Below are 19,211 nucleotides of genomic sequence, written 5' to 3' on the forward strand. Positions count from 1 at the left end.
GAATGACCGTATAGTATAAATTAAGAGGCTTTGTTTTCAATTTTTAGGGAGTTTATAGATGAACAAAGTATTATCAATTGGAGTGGGATTGATTTTTGCGCTACTGCTGTCAGCAAATGGAGGCAATGCGCGCGATCAAATACAGATTACTGGTTCATCTACAGTTTTACCTTATCAAAAGATTGTTGCTGAAACATTTGGAGAAATTTATCCCCATTTTAAGGTTCCTGTTATCGAATCGGGAGGAACAGGAGCTGGTATTAAGGAATTCTGCCGTGGTATTGGGGAGAACACTGTTGATATTGTTAATGCTTCGCGAGCAATGAAACCGAGTGAATTACAGTCTTGTTTTGATGCTGGTGTAAAAGATGTTGAGGAAATACGTATTGGGTATGATGGCATTGTTTTTGCAACTGATATTAAGGGACCTGATTGGAAATTACAGCCAGTAGATGTTTATAAAGCCCTTGCTGCTCGAATTATTATAGACGGAAAGTTGCAACCGAATAATGTTTTGAAATGGAGTGCAGTCAATAGTGCTCTTCCTGATTGGACGATAGCAGCGTATATTCCTGGAGAGAAGCATGGGACACGTGAAGTTTTTGAGGAAAAATTACTTACTGAGGGGTGTAAAGAGAGTGGGGCAGTTGAGGTGATGAAGTCTTTAGGAATGGATGATAAGGAGATACACACTGCTTGTATTGCGGTACGTAAGGATGGAAAAGCGGTTGATATTGATGGTGATTATTCTGAAACATTTGCGCGTCTAACTTCTAATAAAACAGGGGTTGGTATTTTTGGTTTGTCTTTTTATCAAAATAATGCTGATAAACTAAAGGTTGCCGATATTAACGGTTTTGCGCCAACAGTTGAGACGATTTCTAGTGGACAATATCCGGTTTCTCGTCCGCTTTTTTTCTATATTAAGAAAGCACATTTAGGTATTATTTCAGGTTTGCGAGAGTATGTTGATTTTTTTCTTTCTGATCAAATGATTGGTCCAGAGGGTCCTTTGGCTGAATATGGTTTGATTGTTTCTCCTGAAAAGGAACGTCAAGCACAGCGTTCTGATTTTTCTGCTGGTCGAGTAATGACATTGAAATAATTTGCAGGGAAAATTTGTTGGATTTCTGAGATAGGAAATTTGGGTGCTATTTTTTATAAAAACTGAAAGATAAAATGCGCATTTCCTTCATTGTTTTGCTATTATTGATTTTTGGATTTTGTGGCTTTTGTATTTCTTATATGCGAGCACGCATTCTTGAATACAGACAACATAAAATGCATTCTCGTGCGTATTATTATGGCTGGTGGACATTTTTGATTACTGTTATTCCAGCTTTTATTTTTTTAATTGTTTGGGATGCTGGGAGTACAATTTATTTAGAATATAATGCCTCTCGAGAGCTGGGGGCGTATAGTGCGCATGTAACAGAGCCTGTAAATCACGATCTACTTTGGGAGACACTTCGAAGTCTCGTCAAAAAGATTCATCGCTTTGAGGGGAATCTTTCTACCGCTTCCTATAAGGAAGTGCAGGCACAATTACTCGCGAAGGGATTGATTTTATCCGATGAAGCATCGGATGATGTGTTCAAAATAGCACAGTCGTGGGTATTCTCTTCTGAAAAGCTTAAGTTTATAGGTTATGTTTTTCTTTTTGCTATTGCGTCCTTTGGTTTTATCTGTGGAATGATGCAAATTGCGCCTCATCAACGTGCCCGTAATAAGGTTGAATCTTTTATTATTATTGGATTGATTTGTGCATCTATTGTTGCAGTCTTGACAACAATAGCCATTGCGCTTTCTATGCTTTTTCAGACAGTAAGCTTTTTTCAGTCTGTATCCTTTTCAAATTTCTTTTTAGGAACAGTTTGGGATCCGCGTTTTTCCGCGAGCGGTTCCAGCGATGAAGTAGGACAATTTGGTCTAATACCGCTTCTTGCTGGTACGCTTTATATTGCATTTGTTGCCATGCTTTTTGCTGTACCTATAGGACTATTTTCAGCTCTTTATATGGCGGAGTATGCTTCTGCGCGATTGCGAGCAATTGTGAAGCCATTGTTAGAAGTTCTTGCTGGCATTCCAACGATTGTTTATGGCTTTTTTGCTTTGAAGGTTGTGGGACCATTTTTACGAGATCTCTCTGCTTCTCTCTCAGACGGGGTTAGTTTTATTATGGCACAAAGTGTTTTGACTGCTGGAGTTGTGATGGGAATTATGTTGATACCTTTTGTTTCCTCTTTATCGGATGATGTTATTACGGCTGTTCCACGCATTTTACGTGAAGGTTCTTATGGTTTAGGCGCAACGCAATCTGAAACAATTAAAAAAGTTGTTATACCAGCAGCGCTTCCAGGGATTATGGGGGCTATTTTGTTGACGGCATCGCGTGCAATTGGAGAAACAATGATTGTGGTTTTGGCGGCAGGTGTTGCAGCAAATTTAACACTCAATCCTTTCGAAGCAATGACTACGATGACTGTTAAGATTGTTAATCAATTGACCGGTGATTTTGAGTTTAATTCTCCACAAACTCTGGTGGCTTTTGCCTTAGGGATGACGCTCTTTGTTATGACACTTTTGATGAATATTCTAGCTCTTTATATTGTGCGTAAATATCGGGAACAATATGAATGAATGAAGATTTTTTTCCTCGTCGCAATATTAGTCTCAAGCGTCGGTATTGGGCTGAACGTCGTTTTCGTGCCTATGGTTTGATTGCCATTTTTATTGGTTTATTTTTTTTATTTACGCTTTTATGGTCTATCATTAGTCAGGGTTATACAGCTTTTTTTCAAAGTGAAATGACATTATCGATTTATTTGGATGAAAAGATCATTGATCCAAGTGGTCAACGTAAAACAAAACCACAAGTGCTCATGACGGCGAATTATCCACTTCTTGTACGCAATGCTTTAGCGAAGAAACTTAATATCAATCAAAATGATCGAGCCTCTCTTTTGGACGTTAACCGTATGTTTTCAAATGGTGTCCGTGTTCAACTGCGTAAAATGGTGACAAAAAATCCAAAACTGATTGGCACAATGCAAAAAGTTAAAGTTTTGGCATCTGCGGATATTGATTCTGCTTATAAGGGACAGATTGATCTGCGTGTAGCAGAAAAAAAACGTAAAGTTTCTAATCGACAAATAGAATGGATAAAGCGTTTAGCGCATGATGGTACGCTTTATAAAACATTTAATATTGGTTTTTTTACATTTGGCGCTTCAAGTCGTCCTGAGACTGCGGGATTAGGTGTTGCGATCATTGGTTCTCTTTATATGATAGGCATCGTTTTATTAGTTTCCCTTCCGATAGGCATAGCAACGGCTCTTTATTTAGAAGAATATGCACGCAAAAATAAATTTACAGATTTTATAGAGGTTAATATCAATAATCTTGCAGCTGTTCCTTCAATTGTGTTTGGTCTTTTAGGACTCTCTTTTTTTGTTAATTTTTTAGGATTACCACGTTCAGCCTCTTTTGTTGGTGGTCTTGTTTTAGCGCTCATGACTCTTCCCACGATCATTATTGCAACACGTTCTGCTCTGCGTGCTGTTCCTCTCTCTATTCGTTCTGCAGCTTTGGGGTTGGGAGCATCAAAAACACAAATGATTTTTCATCATGTTGTTCCTTTAGCTGCGCCTGGCATTTTAACAGGCACAATTATTGGAGTCGCTCAGGCTTTGGGTGAAACAGCTCCTTTGCTTTTGATTGGAATGGTTGCTTTTGTTGTTAATATTCCTACGACCCCCATGGATCCAGCAACGGCTTTGCCTGTTCAAATTTTTATGTGGGCGGGTGAAGCAGAGCGTGCTTTTGTTGAAAAGACATCAGGTGCTATTATTGTATTGATGATTTTTCTTGCGATCATGAATATTTCTGCGGTTTTTTTACGTCGACGATTTGAACGCCGCCAGTAATTTTAATAAAACAACAGCTTTGATAAGATTTTTGTAAGGTGAATTTTTGTAATGAAGATTAAAATGCGCGGTCAGGATGTGAAGGTTTCTTACGGAGATAAAGAAGCACTCCACGGTATTACACTTGATATTCCTGAACATCAAGTAACTGCTTTGATTGGTCCATCAGGATGCGGAAAGTCAACTTTTTTGCGTTGTTTTAACCGTATGAATGATACAATTGAAGGCGCTAAAACAACTGGTCTTATTACCTTAGATGGGGAGAATATTTATGACACACGGATTGATGTTGTAGAATTGCGCGCTCGTGTTGGAATGGTTTTTCAAAAGCCCAGCCCTTTTCCAAAATCTATATTTGAGAATGTTGCGTATGGTCCACGCATTCATGGTTTAGTTAAAACACGCTCTGAATTGCATGATGTCGTTGAAAAGAGTTTGAGGCAGGCAGGTTTGTTTGAAGAAGTAAAAGACCGCCTTCATGATCTTGGAACAAGTTTATCAGGGGGACAACAACAGCGTTTGTGTATTGCACGTGCTATTGCGGTTAGTCCTGAAGTTATTTTGATGGATGAGCCCTGTTCAGCTCTTGATCCCATTGCAACAGCACGGATTGAAGAGCTTATCGATGCGTTACGGCAAAATTATACAATTGTTATCGTAACGCATTCCATGCAACAGGCCGCACGTGTTTCTCAATATACGGCTATGTTTCATTTAGGGCATTTGGTAGAAGTTGGTGCGACTGAAATGATCTTTACCTCACCAAAAGAGCAACGGACACAAGATTATATTACGGGGCGTTTTGGATAGGTGAATTGAGGAGTGTAAGATATGTCTATGAAACATACTGTCCGTTCTTATGATGCAGAACTAAAATATTTAAGAGTAAGGATTACAGAAATGGGGAGCCATGCAGAAAGGATGATTGAACGTTCTGTCGCATCGGTTGTGAGTAGTGATCTTCAACTTGCAACGACAGTGATTGCCGATGATGTGTTTTTAGATGAAGCAGAACGTGACATTGATGAAAAAGCGGTTGCTATTATTTGCAAACGCCAACCGATGGCTGTCGATTTGCGTGAAATTATTGGAGCCATTCGTATTTCTTCTGATCTTGAACGGATTGGGGATATGGCAAAAAACATTGCTAAAAGGACTGTTGCACTTTCAGAAATACGTCAATCTGCTTCTGTTTATCATGGGCTTGAAACAATTACAGCTTTAGCACTCAATCAATTAAAAGAAGTCTTAAATGCTTATACGAGTCGCCTATTAGAGCGTGTTGACGCGGTGCGTGAGCGTGATGAGAAGATTGATGCTTTGTATACTTTTCTTTTTCGTGAACTTTTGACGTATATGATGGAAGATATGCGCAATATTACGGTTTGTACGCACTTACTGTTTTGTTTAAAGAATATTGAACGAATTGGTGATCATGTTACTAATATTGCTGAAATGCTGCATTATATCATAACGGGTTACCATATGTCCTCTGATCGTCCTCGTGATGACCTTACTTATAAAGTTGGGGTAGGTGAGAAGAAAATAGATTAAAATTTTTCTTATATGTATAAAATAAGTTTGTAGATATATGAGTATTTTCTTACAGTGCAGCTATAAGAAGAATAAGATAACCATTTTATGGCAAAGCACAAAGAAGCAACAAAGAGTTTTTTCAGAGAAGCATGGCAGATTGTTAACTCTTGGTTTGACATATTTGTATATTGGATGATATCATCACTCGTATTGTGGCAGGAGGGGAGTTTTCTAGGGGAATTTCCTTTCAGATCATTTTGTTAAAATTTTATATTAAAGGGGATATCTGTATTATTTTTTCGTATGTAGAAGAAGTGGATAGTGTTACTTTATTGTAATTGAAACGTGTGGGTTATTATAGCCTATATTGAACCATGAAGAATAACAATATCGATCTGTAAATTAAGAGTTTTTTATTTTTTATTTTGCATAGATACTTTTTGATTACCTCTTGTATTAAAATTTTACTGAGTGGTAACAATTAGCTATGTACTTTATTGAGAGATACATTTAAAGCTCATTTCAAGACTTGAATATCTCAGAGATTATAGGAATGTGTTGCATAAGATGAAAAAAAATCGTTGGAATGTTTTTGTTACCTGTTGTGTAGCGCCGTTAGTTGTTGTGGGATGTGCTTCAAGTCATTTAGATGCTGGAAAAATAAATAATAATAAGACAAAAGCGGTTACATATCCATTGACAGAGCGTCAATGTCTTATGCGAGCGATGTATTTTGAATCAAATCGCACAAGCCGTGAAGGAATGATTGCCGTTGGAACGGTTGTTATGAATCGTGTTAATTCAACCGCCTATCCTAAGACGATTTGTGGTGTTGTTGGTCAATATAGGCAATTTGCTCCTGGTGTTTTAACGCGTCCTATGACGGAGAAAGCATCTGTTGCTCGTGTAAGAGAGGCGGCTGATGCCGTTTTACGGGGTGAACGAGATAAGAAAGTTAAACACGCTAAGTTTTTTCATACCGCTGGTTTGTCTTTTCCGTATAAAAACATGCATTATGTTCAGGTTGCAGGGGGAAATGCTTTTTATGAAAAACGATCACGTGATGGAGAGCTTCAAGTTCCTACAAATAATCGCCCTTATGATGTTGCTTATGCTTTTGCTCAAGAACGTTCTGGTCATGCGCCAAGCTTTATAGATGAAGGCTTAGAGAGTAGGGGCGTAAAGGCAGAGAAAAGTACATCTCCTTCGACAGAAGTAGCACAGTCCAAGATGGCACATCCTGCGCCTTTTGCTATGGTACAGCTTGATAAAGTTCCTATCCCTGCCTATGCACCTCAACATCTAGCTAGGAAAGAGGAAAATAAAACGATTATGGTTTTACCTTCATCTGATCAGTTAAATGCAATTGTTGCAATGTTAGAAAAACGACACAGGAACTAGTAAGTTTTTCATGACCAAAGAAGGATGATATACCCATTGCGGTTTATGAATTAAGTGAATTTTAGCGATAATGATACGCATAAATATACGTAGAGAAAGCGAACTCAAAGGATCTGAAAAACAATTTATAATATGACGACATAAAGAACGCATTCTATTTAAAGAAGGGTATTGGTAATGTACTTTGATATTCATGAGACAATTTTGCCTGAAATGCTTAATCGTCTTGCAGAAATTACAGTGAAAGTGGGGTTGAATTTACAAGAGGGGCAGGATCTTGTTTTAACTGCTCCAGTTTCAGCGTTACCTTTTGTTCGGCGTATTGCATATCATGCTTATAAGGTTGGTGCTGGTGTCATTACACCAATTTTTAGTGATGATATGTTATCGCTTACACGGTTTGAAAATGCCCATACAGCTAGTTTTGATTGTGCCCCTTCTTGGCTTTATGAGGGAATGGCAAAGGCTTTTGAAAATGGGGCAGCGCGTTTAGCGATTGTTGGTGATAATCCTTTGCTCCTTTCCAATCAGGATTTTGATAAGGTTTCACGTTTAAATAAAGCCACTTCAATAGCTTACCAGCCGGCACTCAAGCAAATATCAAATTTTGCTATGAATTGGTCGATTGTTGCTTATCCAACAGCAGGATGGGCTGAGGCAATGTTTCCTTCTTTACCACTTAATGAGGCGATTAAAAAATTAGCCGATGCAATTTTTTCTGCTTCACGTGTTACAGGAGAAGATCCGGTGCAGGCGTGGACTGTTCATAATGCACATTTGAAGAAACGGTCATCTTGGCTTAATGAGCAGCGTTTTTCTGCCTTACACTTTACAGGGCCAGGGACTGATTTAACTGTTGGTTTGGCAGATGATCATGAATGGCATGGTGGTGCATCCGTTGCTCAAAATGGTGTTATTTGCAATCCGAATATTCCGACAGAAGAAGTTTTCACGACTCCTCATGCTCATAAGGTTGAAGGTTTCGTTCGCTCAACAAAGCCCCTTTCCTATCAAGGAACTCTGATTGATAATATTGAAGTACGTTTTGAAGCCGGGCGTATTGTTGAGGCTCGTGCATCAACAGGCCAAGAAGTTTTACAGCAGGTTTTGCAAAGTGATGAGGGTGCAAGCCGGTTGGGCGAAGTTGCCCTTGTGCCCCATTCTTCACCAATTTCTAAGAGTGGCCTCCTTTTTTATAATACCTTATTTGATGAAAATGCTGCATGTCATATTGCTTTAGGGCAGTGTTATTCCAAATGCTTTTTAGATGGGGCATCATTGACGTCAGAAGAGATTGCAGCACGTGGTGGGAATAAAAGTGTCATTCATATTGACTGGATGATTGGTTCTGGTGAAATTGACATAGATGGCATTACCCAAGATGGTGTAAGAGTTCCTGTATTTCGTAAGGGTGAATGGGCTTAATTTTGTTACCATAAAACGCGGTCATTTGAGGTGGGGTGGGATGTAAGCTTTATTGATACGTTAAGTATTTTAGAGTGTGTGGTATATATTCAAGGCAGGGTTTGTCCATAAAGCCTTTAGTTAAATGATTCACATGAGTAGGAATCCAAGTAAAATCGACTCATCAAGAATTTGTTTAGTAGATGTAGAGGAAGTCTTCGTTTTTTGAGGGGGGAAGAAGTCAATTTATCAGTGATACGATTGGAAAGTGTATAATTATTAAAGAAGAGTAATGCCTGAGCTTCCTGAAGTAGAGACAGTTCGTCGTGGACTTGAGTCCGTTGTAACTGATGCAAAGATAGTATCTGTCAAACTTAATCGTAGAGATTTGCGCTTTCCTTTTCCTGAGGCTTTTTCTGAGCGCCTTATTGGCAGAACAATTATAGAACTTGGTCGGCGTGCGAAATATTTATTATTTCATCTTTCTCAGGATGAAACGATTTTAAGCCATTTAGGAATGTCTGGTTCATGGCGTATAGAGAATGATTTTTTAAGAAAAGCTTGTTCAGCGTCAAGTAAATTAGTTAAACATGATCATTTTGTCATGGATATTCAGACAAAGAATGGTGACGTTTATCGTCTTATTTATAATGATGTGCGTCGCTTTGGGTTTATGCTTTTAGTCGATACGGATAAGCTTTATGAACATCCACTTTTAAATAAGCTAGGTCTTGAACCTATAAGTAATTCGTTTTCTGGTCGTTATTTACAAAAGGCTTTTGTTAATAAAAAAATGTCTCTCAAGGGTGTTTTACTTGATCAGTCTATTGTTGCAGGTCTTGGGAATATTTATGTTTGTGAAGCACTTTGGCGGAGTCGTTTGTCTCCACAACGTGGTGCATTTACATTAGCATCAAAAACGGCACGTGCACGTGAATTTGCAGATTCTTTAGCACAAAATATACGCAATGTGATTTCTGAAGCCATTTTGTCTGGTGGCTCTTCTTTACGTGATTATATGCATATAGATGGTTCGCTTGGTTATTTTCAGCATGCTTTTTCAGTTTATGGACGAGAAGGCAAGCAATGTTTGGAATGTGGAGCGCCTATTATGCGCATTTTACAGGCTGGACGTTCAAGTTTTTACTGCTCACAATGTCAAAAATGAATAAGGTGTCTTGCAAAATCTTACAAGAGGCTTAAAGTCATCGCATCTATAATATAATTACACAAGGCTTGAAAGGTTTTTTTTATGCTGAATAAAGTACTAACACATCTTGATGGAAATATAGAGAAGAGCCTTGAACGCCTTTTTTCTCTTTTACGTTTTCAATCGATTTCTACAGACTCGGCTTACAAGGATGCATGTCGTAAAGCAGCTGATTGGTTAGTGGAGGATTTAAAAAGCATCGGTTTTGAGGCTTCACGCCGTGATACGCCGGGGCATCCAATGGTTGTTGGGCATCATCCTGGACCTTCAGATGATTGTTTGCATGTGCTGTTTTACGGACATTATGATGTTCAACCTGTTGATCCATTGAGTTTATGGGAGGATGATCCATTTACACCTTCTTTAAAAGAGAGAGATGGAGAGAAAGTTATTTGTGCTCGTGGAGCTTCAGATGACAAAGGTCAGTTGATGACTTTTATTGAAGCATGTCGTGCATTTAAGAAAGAAACAGGGCAGCTTCCTATTAAAGTTACTGTTTTATTTGAGGGAGAAGAAGAATGTGCTTCTCCTTCCCTTATTCCTTTTTTAAAAGCAAATACAGATGAACTTAAGGCAGATTATGCATTGGTTTGTGACACGTCAATGTGGGATGCGGATACACCATCTATTGCTCTTTCTCTTCGGGGAATTATGGCAGAAGAGATTATTATCACAGCAGCGAATCGTGATTTACATTCTGGTTATTTTGGAGGAGTAGCAGCTAATCCCATTCGTATTTTAACGAAAATCTTAGCAGGACTTCACGATGAAAATAATAGGGCAACACTTCCTGGTTTTTATGATGGCGTAGAAGAAACACCTCCACAGATTTTACAATCATGGAATGCACTTAATTGTACTGCTGAAAATTTTCTTGGTCCTATAGGACTTTCCGTTCCAGCTGGTGAAAAAGGGCGGAGCATTTTAGAGCTTGTATGGGCACGTCCTACCATGGAAATTAATGGTATTAGTGGCGGCTATGAAGGGGAAGGGATGAAAACAGTTATTGCTTCTCAAGCGAGTGCAAAAGTATCGTGTCGTTTGGTGCATAAGCAAGATCCAGAGAAAATACGCCAAGCGTTGCGTGATTATGTACGTAGCTCAATTCCTGCTGATTGTAAGGTTGAATTTAAGAATCACGGTTCTTCTCCGGCACTTCAGATTTCTGATGATTCATCTTTTATCAAGGAGGCGAAGGATGCCTTATCACAAGAGTGGGAAGTGCCCGCTGTCTTGACAGCCATGGGGGGCTCGATCCCAATTGTAGCAGATTTTCGGTCAATTCTTGGTATGGAAACTCTTTTGGTTGGTTTTGGATTGGCTGATGACCGTATTCATTCTCCTAATGAAAAGTATAATTTAAAATCGTTTCATAAGGGGCAGCGGTCTTGGGCGCGTATTCTTGCTGCTTTAGCAAGTAGGAGGGTAAATGGCTGAGATTCGCGTTCATCAAGGTGATTTACCAAACTTAGACAATTATAAAACTGATGCCATTGCGATTGATACCGAGACTTTAGGATTACAACCCTATCGTGATCGTTTATGCGTTGTTCAGCTTTCTTCTGGAGATGGTACTGCTGACGTTATTCAGATTGCTAAAGAACAAAAGAGTGCACCAAATTTGATAAAATTGCTTGAGGATAACGCAATAACCAAAATATTTCATTTTGGGCGTTTTGATCTTGCTATTTTAGCGCATACATTTGGTGTTATGCCAGAGGCTATTTTTTGTACAAAGATTGCTTCGAAACTCACGCGCACTTATACGGATCGTCATGGCTTGAAAGAAATTTGTAATGAATTGCTGAATGTGAATATTTCTAAACAGCAACAATCTTCGGATTGGGCGGCAGAAACGTTATCACAGGCACAAATTGAATATGCTGCGTCGGATGTGTTATATTTACATCGTTTAAAGGTTATATTTGAAGAACGTTTAAGACGTGAAGAGCGAGAAAATGTTGCCAAGGCATGCTTTCAATTTTTGCCTATGAGAGCTAGGCTTGATCTTTTAGGATGGGCGGAAGTTGATATTTTTGCGCATAGCTAACTTTAAAATTGGCTTTTAAATAGAGTTAATTATTGATGTGAGAGGACAAAATGCTTGTACATTATGGGCGTTTTATCCTCTCATCTTTTCTGATAAGAATTATAATAAATTCTTAAGTGCTATTTCATTTGAAGTTTAGGCAATAAAAATACTTTTGCGAATCCATATTTTTTATTTTTGTAACAGCTTTTATTTGAAACAAAGCAATTTTGAGGAGAGGCTGGAAACATACGGTAGGTTGGAAGACTTAAATCTCTGAAACCGGTATACAGCCTAATTGGGGGAGAATATGAATGTGTAAATGTAAAAACCAAATCTCATCTTTACCATCATTTTTAATTCTGCTTTACGACTTTCAAAAGTATTTAAAGCAATGTCTGTTAAATAATAGAGATTACGCATTGCCTCATGTTTTTAATGGATTTACGTTCTTCGTGTAAAACAGAACGCCCTAAACGGAATATATTTGTGTTGCTAATTCATGTGCTTTTTGTAAAGAAACCGACACCCAAGTTCATTTTACGGTGGCGCTCATAAAAGATATAACAATAAAGCTTCCAATACCAATATAAAATCTATTGAACACTACCATCTTTATGCTTATGGAGTAACAAGCCGCTACCATCCACACAACTGTACCAATTCCCAATGTTGTGTAAGTCCTTAGCACTTGAGACGGTTCATAAGAGGCATTTTTAGTCTTTTTTTAGTGTTTTTTATCCACACAGCTCTCTCAACTTGTAACGTGCAAACAAATGGTTTTGATTGATTCAACATGAAAAAGATTTGGAATGAGAGAATCTTATGGTATTTAGGATTCTCAGTCAATATGGATAACGCTATATTATCATTATAAATCAGTATATTATATGAAGTTCGTATAGTTTATTATTTTCAGACGATACTTCGTGCCTTTATTTATTACTCAATAAGTAATTTCTATGTTGGCAGAGCAGGGCAATTTTCTTTTATTTTAAAATTAAAATGCTCCAAAGCTTTATTTTTAAGGATTCTCACTTTTTATCTATAAACATGCTATTTTTTCTGGAAATTTGCAATGAAGGCACTAGATAAAATCCATTATGAATATTTGATGAGGTTAAATTTATGAACATAAAATATTTTATTACAGCTTTTGCTACTTTTGCTTCAATCTCTATGGCTCAAGGTGCAAGTTTTTTAGCGTCTCAAAACCTTATACAGAGAGCATCTTCGGCTGTTCCTCCAATAGGTTTTTTTACTGGTGAACAGCTTCGCAAGTTATTATCTGAAGTTTTTCAGATAGAACTTTCTTGCACAAATAACAGCGAAAGCATAACAGCAGCTAAGTTAGTACCTGTGTTACATTCTGGTAAAAAAAGAGATCATTATCCTAAAAGAAGACTAGGGAAAAAAGGACGGCCAAACCTATTTGCACGAGGTCCAATAAGTTTTTAAAAAGTGAAAAAACAACATCAAGAAGTATAATATATGCTTTGAAGTTGAAAAAGAGGGATATTTTTTCTGCCAAATTCATGATTTTTAAAGCAAGGGGTGGGTTGAAAACTTTCAGAAAGATTTCTCATTTTTTCAGCTTTAAGGAGATTTCTATATAAGTTTTAATGTTTATCATACCGGTTGTCTGTCTTTAGGTATTTTTTTCAATTTCGTCTTGTAAAGGAGTATGAAATGATAGCCTACAAATAAGGCTGAATCTCTGAAAAAGACTTTACTATAAGGTTGAGAGAAGAAAAAAATGGTAAATATGTCAAAAAGGAATAAATGCCTAAATAAAAACAAAGAGCAAGCGTGATGAAATTGCATGTAATCTTGTTGCAGTCCATAGGGTAGTGGAGATCTTTTTCATGTGCGCTACAAGCGTTCTTTACAATGATGAAAAAATAATCAAAGTGCTATTCACATTTGGTTATGCGAAGGATGAAGCTAAAAACGTTGTTTGTATGAATTTAAATGGAACAGTTAGATTTAGCTGCCCTCAATATTGTAACGGTCTTCACTATTACAATATTGAGAGTATTAATAGGAAGCATTTTAGCTTTTAAATAGTTTTATTTATTCACACACTTGCTTGTTTGTGAGGTGCAGAGGGATGGTTTTGGTTTCTTTAATATAAAAAAGCTTAAGATAAGAGCATCGTCAATATTGCAGACGAATTAATATAAAAGATATTTTTTCATTATAAATCAATATATTATATTTTTATGTCAATAGCACACGCTTTACACGGAGGGTACTGTGACGCAGTTTTTTTATCAAAATGATAAAGGAGAGAAAACGTGAGGAAAAGAGACCATTTGTGCATGGGCATAGTTTTATTCTCATTTATTACAGATCAAGCAATTAAGGGTACTTTGATTGGCTTTTTGTTTTTTTTATAAGTGTATCATTTTTGCTACAGATATCTGAAGATGGTGCTCTATATGAAACGGTGTGTTCAAATAAATATTCAGCTATGGAGAGAAAATATGAATATGAAATGGTTAATAACAGCTTCTGCTTTCGCTTTTGTTTCAGCTTCAGCAGCACAAGCAGCAGATGTTATTGTTCCCCCAAGACCAACACCTGTTGCTCCCGTTATTGTTGCTCCAACTTTTTCTTGGACAGGTTTTTATGTTGGGGGCCAGATTGGTGGTTTTTCGGGTAAAACGAAAATGGATATTCTCAGTAATGGAAACAAGATTCCAGCGCCTGATGACCTTTTGCCTAAACTATCTGGTTTCATGGGGGGGCTTTATGCAGGTTCCAACGTTGATCTTGGTAATGGCCTTATTCTAGGTGTTGATACAGATATCATGTGGTCTAATAAAGATGACACGAAGACAGGAAAAACATATGTCATTGCCCCAGAACACATCAATTATATTAACAAGGTATTAAAAGACGCTGCAATTAATATTGGTAAAGATGCGCTTAAACCTGGTGCTAAACGAACCCACAGTTTCACTTTTAAAGAAAAGTGGGCTGGTGCAACGCGCGTGCGTATTGGTTTTGCAGCTGAACGCATTATGCCTTATGTTGCTGGTGGTATCGCTTATACACAGCTTCAAGATAGTGCGTTGATTTCAATAACAGATAAAGATTCAGACAAAGTAATCGCTTCTGGTACTCTGTCTGATGAAACAAAGACCCTTGTTGGTTACACCCTTGGTGCTGGTGTTGATTTAGCAATGACCAATAATATTATTGTACGTGCGGAATATCGTTACTCAGATTTTGGGAAAAAGAAATTCTCAAATGATAAATATGAGACTTCTTACAAAACCAATGATTTCCGTGTTGGTGTTGCTTACAAATTTTAACAGATGATAAGTTAAATAACAGAGGCTCTGTCTTTGACAGAGCCTCTGTTATTTTCTGTTGCCATATTATCACACAATACATAATTTATTGTGGATGTGAAAAGATATTATTCAGGTTTTCTTAAAAAAATCATAGACAATAAACAAGAATTACATTTAAAAACCAATAAGTTATTTATATATATATCTTTAGGTTTCTCGTACAAAATCAAGCTATGAAGCGATTTTGTCTGGGATGTGCCCTCCATTTTCTGTGACTGTATCATTTTTACTACAGCTTTTCTTTCTGTAATCTTGTAGCACTGTGCTCATAAATAAATTAGGAGCAAAGTTTATGAATATAAAATCTTTAGTAACAACTTCTGTTATCGCTATAGCAGCAGCTTCTGCAGCGCAAGCTGCTGATGTTATCATCCCTCGTGAAACAGCCCCAGCAGTCATCGCAGCAGCCCCTTCATTTTCTTGGACAGGCTTTTATATCGGTGGTCAAGTTGGTAACTTTTCAGGTAAAGTTGATGTAGTTGATTCAGAAACAAAAAAGAAAATTACAGATAAAGACTGGACACCTAAGCCTTCCGGTTTCATGGGTGGTATTTATGTAGGTTCCAACGTAGATCTTGGTAATGGCCTCATTCTAGGTGTTGAAACCGATGCAGTCTGGGCTGACCGCGAAGATTCAAAAGCGCATTCAGCAGTCATTGGAGCAATTGGCCTTGATGCTTTCAAAGATGAGCTTATAGCAGCGAAAGCTACACCTGCTACAGGAAAAACTATTGCTGGTATCGTGGCGACTGACAAACGTGTAGAGGGCACCTCTATAAAAGAAAAATGGTCTGGTGCAACACGCGTTCGTGTTGGTTTTGCAGCCGTTGATCGCATTATGCCTTATGTTGCTGGTGGTATTGCTTATACGCAGCTGCAAGTGGTTGATTCTCTTAAGGCAGCGACAGCTGATGGTGCCGAAATTGCTTCTGCTAAAGTGTTTGATGAAACGAAAACGATGGTTGGTTTCACTGTAGGTGGTGGTATTGATTTTGCAATGACAGACAATGTTTTATTGCGTGCAGAATATCGTTACTCAGACTATGGTAAAAAAGCATTTGTAAAGGACGGGGATAAATTAGCATACAAAACCAATGATTTCCGTGTAGGTGTTGCTTACAAATTCTAATTTCGTAAACAACGAAATAAACTTCCAAGAGGCTCTGTCAAAGACAGGGCCTCTATTCTTTTCTGTTGTTATATTATCACATACCCTATATTTATTAGGGGAGTAAAAGATATTATTTAGATTTTCTTAAAAAGATTTTTATAAATGACAGATAACAATTATGCCATAAAATCAATAATTTACACATACTTGTAACTTACAATTTCTTATGAAAATTCTTATGAAACGTGAAGTTATGAAATGACTTTATCTTGCGTCAACTTTCGTTTCCTATGATTGTATCATTTTACTACAGCGTTTTTTTAGTCGTATAATACTGTGCTCGTAAATAAATGAGGAGCAAAGTTTACGAATATAAAATCTTTAGTAACAACTTTTGTTATCGCTATGGCAGCAGCTTCTGTGGCAAAATCTTCTGATTTTATCATTCTTCGTGAAAAAGCTCCAGCAGTTATCACAGCCCCTTCATTTTCTTGTATAGATTTTTATCTTGGTAGTCAAGTTGGCAACTTTTCAAGTCAAAGTTGATGTATTTGATTTAGAGACAAAAGAAAAAACTTTAGATAAAGATGCACTACCTAAGTCTTCCGGTTTCATAGGTGGTATTTATTTTAGGTTCCAACATAGATCTTGAAAATGTCCTCATTCTAGGTGTTGAAACCGATGCAGTCTGGGCAGACCGAGGAGAGACGAAGACGGTCTCAAAGATTCTTGTGATTGATGATTTTAATGATAAATTTAAAGATGCTGGTGTCACATTAGATGAAGATGAAAAGTTTCAAAAGGGTGACACAGCAGTGTATTGCATTGGTTTCAAAGAAAATGGTCTGGTGCAACACGGGTTCGTGTTGGTTTTTCCATCGCTGACAGTATTATGCCTTATGTGGCTGATGGTATTGCTTATGCGCAAATACAGGGTGTTGGTAAAGTTTCAGGAACAAAAAAATTGGCAAATGGGTAAGCCAAGTAAAGAAGTTTCTGCTACAGTATTTGATAAAATAAAAACGATGGAGGGTTTCACCCTTGGTGGTGGTATAGATTTCGCGATGACAGATCATGTTCTGCTTCGTGCGGAGTACCGGTACTCAGACTTTGGTAAGAAGGAATATAAAAAGGATTACCTTAAACTAGGCTACACAACCAATGACTTTCGTGTAAGTATCGCTTACAAGTTCTAATTTCATCAAAAGTGCAATTATGAATAAAAAGTATTAATAAAAAGTTAAATTTTCAAGAGATCTTGACTTTTACAAAACCGCTGTTTTCTGGGGTTTATTTGTGTGATTGTGACATTTTTACTACAGCTTTTCTATTTATAATCTTGTAAGGTCGTTTTATAGTTAATTTAGGAGCAAAATTATGAATACAAAATCTTTAATAGCAACTTCTATTGCCGCTTTAATTTCAGTTTCTGCAGCACAAGCTGCTGATATTATCATCTCTCGTGAAACAGCCCCAGCAGTTATCGCAGCAGCCCCTTCGTTTTCTTGGACAGGTTTTTATCTTGGTGGTCAAGTTGGCAACTTTTCGAGTAAAACTAAAGTAACTATTCCAGGAGCAGACAAAGAACTTTTCAAAAAAGATAACACACCTAGTCCTTCTGGTTTTATGGGTGGCATTTATGCCGGATCTAACGTAGACCTCGGAAATGGTCTCGTTCTCGGTGTTGAAACCGATGCAGTTTGGGCAGACCGTGAAGAATCAAAAAAAGCCCGTGAATTGACTCTTACTGAAAAAGATGCAGCAAATTTTAATGATGCCCTTGAAAAAGCTAAGGTTGAATTAAAAGGTCAGCAACGGTTTGAAAACGGTGACAAGGTAACAGAAACGCACAGTTACAAAGAAAAATGGTCTGGTGCGACACGTGTCCGTATCGGTTTTGCTGCTGTTGACCGTATTATGCCTTATGTTGCTGGTGGTATTGCCTATGCGCAGGTGCAGGGCATTCAATCCGTTGCAGGAAAAGGAGAGAGAGCTAAAGTTGAGCAGAAAGCTGACGGGGATGGAAAAGTGCCAGAGGCAGGGGCTAAGCAAGCCATAGATTTGACTGGTGGCACTTGGGCTGATGACACGAAGACAATGCTTGGTTTCACTATTGGTGGTGGAGTTGACTTTGCAATGACAGACAACGTTCTTTTACGTGCTGAATACCGTTACTCCGATTTTGGTAAAAAGAAATTCGCCAACGATACACGTGAATTCAACTACAAAACCAATGACTTCCGTGTAGGTGTCGCTTACAAATTCTAATTTCGTAAAAATGAAATTATCAGCACAAAAAATACTAAGGCCTCGTTTAACGGGGCCTTTATTTTATTAGCTCTCTATTTTATTTCTCTTAATCTCTTTTATTTTTTATTGGTATCATTTTGTATTATAAGGCTTAAAAAAGTTTTATATTATAAAAGGCGAATTAGTAGTATGCAGCGATTTTATAACTACTTATTACATAAAATCTTATATTACGGCTATCATTTTACACTTAAGTGAAAAGTATTTAATTAATCTCAGAAATAGGACAATATCATAACCAGTGGCGAACTTTAGTCTACTTTTATATGCTAGATTAGAGCGAGCATACTACATATATCTGTTAGAGTAAGTTCTGAAACGGGAATACAGCCTCATTGGGGAAGAATATAAAGTTACAAAGAGAAAAACTAGTTTCCAACTTTATCATCTTCTTTTAATTTAGCTTTACGTTTTTGTTTATTGCATTTCTTAATGAGATCATGTTCCTCATGCAAAACAGAACGCCCTAAACGGAATACACTTGTTGTTGTGTATTCACACATTTGTTTTAAATAAATATTTTTCAAAGTACATCAAGCCCACTTCTCTCTGGACAAGATTTGAATATTCTAGGCTCTGATGTTCAAGCAACGGATAAACTTCTCTTGCAAGCTGAGGGCAATGTTTCTATTGATGCCACACGCAACAGCATGGACAATCAGAGTGGGAGTGAAACATCTCATGTTGCTTTACACAATGGCTCTCATCTAAGTTCTGGAAAAGAGACCACTGTTCTATCGGGTGGCGATATCCATATTGCTGCTTCCGATATAGATGCCAAGGGCAATGTTGGACTTGGCGCCCAAGGGGAGATAACAATAGGGGTGAGAAACGATGAGATGGAGTATCATCTTCGCACCAAAAACACGAAAGTGGATATGCAAGCCTCTCATGCCGTTGGCTCTTCGATAAAATCGGGAGG

General features: G+C 37.6%; 16 protein-coding genes and 2 pseudogenes. 17 read left to right on the forward strand and 1 reads right to left on the reverse strand.

The window, feature by feature from the left end:
* Nucleotides 1-58 precede the first annotated feature (58 nt).
* The 10 genes from ACFIMI_RS04625 to ACFIMI_RS04670 all read left to right on the forward strand — a co-directional run bounded on the left by ACFIMI_RS04625 (nucleotide 59) and on the right by ACFIMI_RS04670 (nucleotide 11,527).
* Nucleotides 59-1,105, forward strand: coding sequence for a substrate-binding domain-containing protein (locus ACFIMI_RS04625; protein WP_375692281.1), 1,047 nt, complete (start codon nucleotides 59-61; stop codon nucleotides 1,103-1,105).
* 74 nt (nucleotides 1,106-1,179) lie between these two features.
* Nucleotides 1,180-2,640, forward strand: a complete 1,461-nt coding sequence (pstC, locus tag ACFIMI_RS04630; protein WP_375611794.1) for a phosphate ABC transporter permease subunit PstC — start codon at nucleotides 1,180-1,182, stop codon at nucleotides 2,638-2,640.
* Complete coding sequence (pstA, locus tag ACFIMI_RS04635) at nucleotides 2,637-3,926, forward strand: phosphate ABC transporter permease PstA (RefSeq protein ID WP_375692282.1); 1,290 nt, start codon at nucleotides 2,637-2,639, stop codon at nucleotides 3,924-3,926. The genes pstC and pstA overlap by 4 nt, the downstream gene beginning before the upstream one ends.
* A 51-nt stretch (nucleotides 3,927-3,977) precedes the next feature.
* Nucleotides 3,978-4,736, forward strand: a complete 759-nt coding sequence (pstB, locus tag ACFIMI_RS04640; RefSeq protein ID WP_375611792.1) for a phosphate ABC transporter ATP-binding protein PstB — start codon at nucleotides 3,978-3,980, stop codon at nucleotides 4,734-4,736.
* Between the two features lie 21 nt (nucleotides 4,737-4,757).
* Nucleotides 4,758-5,480: a phosphate signaling complex protein PhoU gene (gene phoU, locus ACFIMI_RS04645; RefSeq protein ID WP_375638370.1), complete on the forward strand. Its 723-nt coding sequence runs from the start codon at nucleotides 4,758-4,760 to the stop codon at nucleotides 5,478-5,480.
* A gap of 549 nt (nucleotides 5,481-6,029) precedes the next feature.
* Nucleotides 6,030-6,863, forward strand: coding sequence for a cell wall hydrolase (locus ACFIMI_RS04650; RefSeq protein ID WP_375613326.1), 834 nt, complete (start codon nucleotides 6,030-6,032; stop codon nucleotides 6,861-6,863).
* Nucleotides 6,864-7,040: 177 nt separating this feature from the next.
* Complete coding sequence (locus tag ACFIMI_RS04655) at nucleotides 7,041-8,288, forward strand: aminopeptidase (RefSeq protein ID WP_375613327.1); 1,248 nt, start codon at nucleotides 7,041-7,043, stop codon at nucleotides 8,286-8,288.
* A gap of 271 nt (nucleotides 8,289-8,559) precedes the next feature.
* Nucleotides 8,560-9,435, forward strand: coding sequence for a bifunctional DNA-formamidopyrimidine glycosylase/DNA-(apurinic or apyrimidinic site) lyase (mutM, locus tag ACFIMI_RS04660; RefSeq protein WP_375613328.1), 876 nt, complete (start codon nucleotides 8,560-8,562; stop codon nucleotides 9,433-9,435).
* Nucleotides 9,436-9,519: 84 nt separating this feature from the next.
* Complete coding sequence (locus ACFIMI_RS04665; RefSeq protein WP_375611787.1) at nucleotides 9,520-10,914, forward strand: M20/M25/M40 family metallo-hydrolase; 1,395 nt, start codon at nucleotides 9,520-9,522, stop codon at nucleotides 10,912-10,914.
* On the forward strand, nucleotides 10,907-11,527 hold the full coding sequence (locus tag ACFIMI_RS04670; RefSeq protein ID WP_375632307.1) for a ribonuclease D: 621 nt from the start codon (nucleotides 10,907-10,909) through the stop codon (nucleotides 11,525-11,527). Before ACFIMI_RS04665 ends, ACFIMI_RS04670 begins: the two co-directional genes overlap by 8 nt.
* A gap of 250 nt (nucleotides 11,528-11,777) precedes the next feature.
* On the opposite strand, the pseudogene ACFIMI_RS04675 reads toward ACFIMI_RS04670, so the two are convergent.
* Nucleotides 11,778-12,220: pseudogene (locus ACFIMI_RS04675) on the reverse strand (integrase); the annotation flags it as partial.
* Nucleotides 12,221-12,634: 414 nt separating this feature from the next.
* On the opposite strand from ACFIMI_RS04675, the gene ACFIMI_RS04680 reads away from it, so the two are divergent.
* From ACFIMI_RS04680 to ACFIMI_RS04710, 7 genes and pseudogenes are all read left to right on the forward strand, one after another.
* A complete protein-coding gene (locus ACFIMI_RS04680) occupies nucleotides 12,635-12,964 on the forward strand; it encodes a hypothetical protein (protein ID WP_375692283.1) in 330 nt (109 codons plus the stop codon).
* Nucleotides 12,965-13,992: 1,028 nt separating this feature from the next.
* The gene (locus ACFIMI_RS04685; protein ID WP_375621215.1) at nucleotides 13,993-14,826 is read left to right on the forward strand and encodes an outer membrane protein; all 834 of its coding nucleotides are present in this window, start codon (nucleotides 13,993-13,995) and stop codon (nucleotides 14,824-14,826) included.
* A 334-nt stretch (nucleotides 14,827-15,160) separates the two neighbouring features.
* Nucleotides 15,161-15,997 carry a porin gene (locus ACFIMI_RS04690; protein ID WP_375638373.1) on the forward strand — a complete coding sequence of 279 codons (837 nt, stop codon included), beginning with the start codon at nucleotides 15,161-15,163 and terminating at the stop codon, nucleotides 15,995-15,997.
* A 387-nt stretch (nucleotides 15,998-16,384) separates the two neighbouring features.
* Nucleotides 16,385-16,525, forward strand: coding sequence for a hypothetical protein (locus ACFIMI_RS04695; RefSeq protein WP_375638374.1), 141 nt, complete (start codon nucleotides 16,385-16,387; stop codon nucleotides 16,523-16,525).
* 71 nt (nucleotides 16,526-16,596) lie between these two features.
* Complete coding sequence (locus ACFIMI_RS04700) at nucleotides 16,597-17,175, forward strand: outer membrane protein (protein WP_375638375.1); 579 nt, start codon at nucleotides 16,597-16,599, stop codon at nucleotides 17,173-17,175.
* Between the two features lie 181 nt (nucleotides 17,176-17,356).
* Entirely contained in the window at nucleotides 17,357-18,247 is an 891-nt protein-coding gene (locus ACFIMI_RS04705; protein WP_375638376.1) for an outer membrane protein, read from the forward strand.
* A gap of 575 nt (nucleotides 18,248-18,822) precedes the next feature.
* Nucleotides 18,823-19,211 (forward strand): annotated as a pseudogene (locus ACFIMI_RS04710) (hemagglutinin repeat-containing protein); the annotation flags it as partial.

Origin of the sequence: Bartonella sp. AP4SXKL (assembly GCF_042195845.1) — a bacterium.
In the GTDB taxonomy this organism is placed as follows: Bacteria; Pseudomonadota; Alphaproteobacteria; order Rhizobiales; family Rhizobiaceae; genus Bartonella.

Coding starts and splice junctions, on each gene's coding strand:
- ACFIMI_RS04670 (WP_375632307.1), top strand. CDS start 10,907: ATGGCTGAGATTCGCGTTCATCAAGGTGATTTACCAAACTTAGACAAT.
- ACFIMI_RS04625 (WP_375692281.1), top strand. CDS start 59: ATGAACAAAGTATTATCAATTGGAGTGGGATTGATTTTTGCGCTACTG.
- ACFIMI_RS04655 (WP_375613327.1), top strand. CDS start 7,041: ATGTACTTTGATATTCATGAGACAATTTTGCCTGAAATGCTTAATCGT.
- ACFIMI_RS04665 (WP_375611787.1), top strand. CDS start 9,520: ATGCTGAATAAAGTACTAACACATCTTGATGGAAATATAGAGAAGAGC.
- pstB (WP_375611792.1), top strand. CDS start 3,978: ATGAAGATTAAAATGCGCGGTCAGGATGTGAAGGTTTCTTACGGAGAT.
- ACFIMI_RS04685 (WP_375621215.1), top strand. CDS start 13,993: ATGAATATGAAATGGTTAATAACAGCTTCTGCTTTCGCTTTTGTTTCA.
- pstA (WP_375692282.1), top strand. CDS start 2,637: ATGAATGAAGATTTTTTTCCTCGTCGCAATATTAGTCTCAAGCGTCGG.
- phoU (WP_375638370.1), top strand. CDS start 4,758: ATGTCTATGAAACATACTGTCCGTTCTTATGATGCAGAACTAAAATAT.
- ACFIMI_RS04680 (WP_375692283.1), top strand. CDS start 12,635: ATGAACATAAAATATTTTATTACAGCTTTTGCTACTTTTGCTTCAATC.
- ACFIMI_RS04695 (WP_375638374.1), top strand. CDS start 16,385: ATGGCAGCAGCTTCTGTGGCAAAATCTTCTGATTTTATCATTCTTCGT.
- mutM (WP_375613328.1), top strand. CDS start 8,560: ATGCCTGAGCTTCCTGAAGTAGAGACAGTTCGTCGTGGACTTGAGTCC.
- ACFIMI_RS04650 (WP_375613326.1), top strand. CDS start 6,030: ATGAAAAAAAATCGTTGGAATGTTTTTGTTACCTGTTGTGTAGCGCCG.
- pstC (WP_375611794.1), top strand. CDS start 1,180: ATGCGCATTTCCTTCATTGTTTTGCTATTATTGATTTTTGGATTTTGT.
- ACFIMI_RS04705 (WP_375638376.1), top strand. CDS start 17,357: ATGAATACAAAATCTTTAATAGCAACTTCTATTGCCGCTTTAATTTCA.
- ACFIMI_RS04690 (WP_375638373.1), top strand. CDS start 15,161: ATGAATATAAAATCTTTAGTAACAACTTCTGTTATCGCTATAGCAGCA.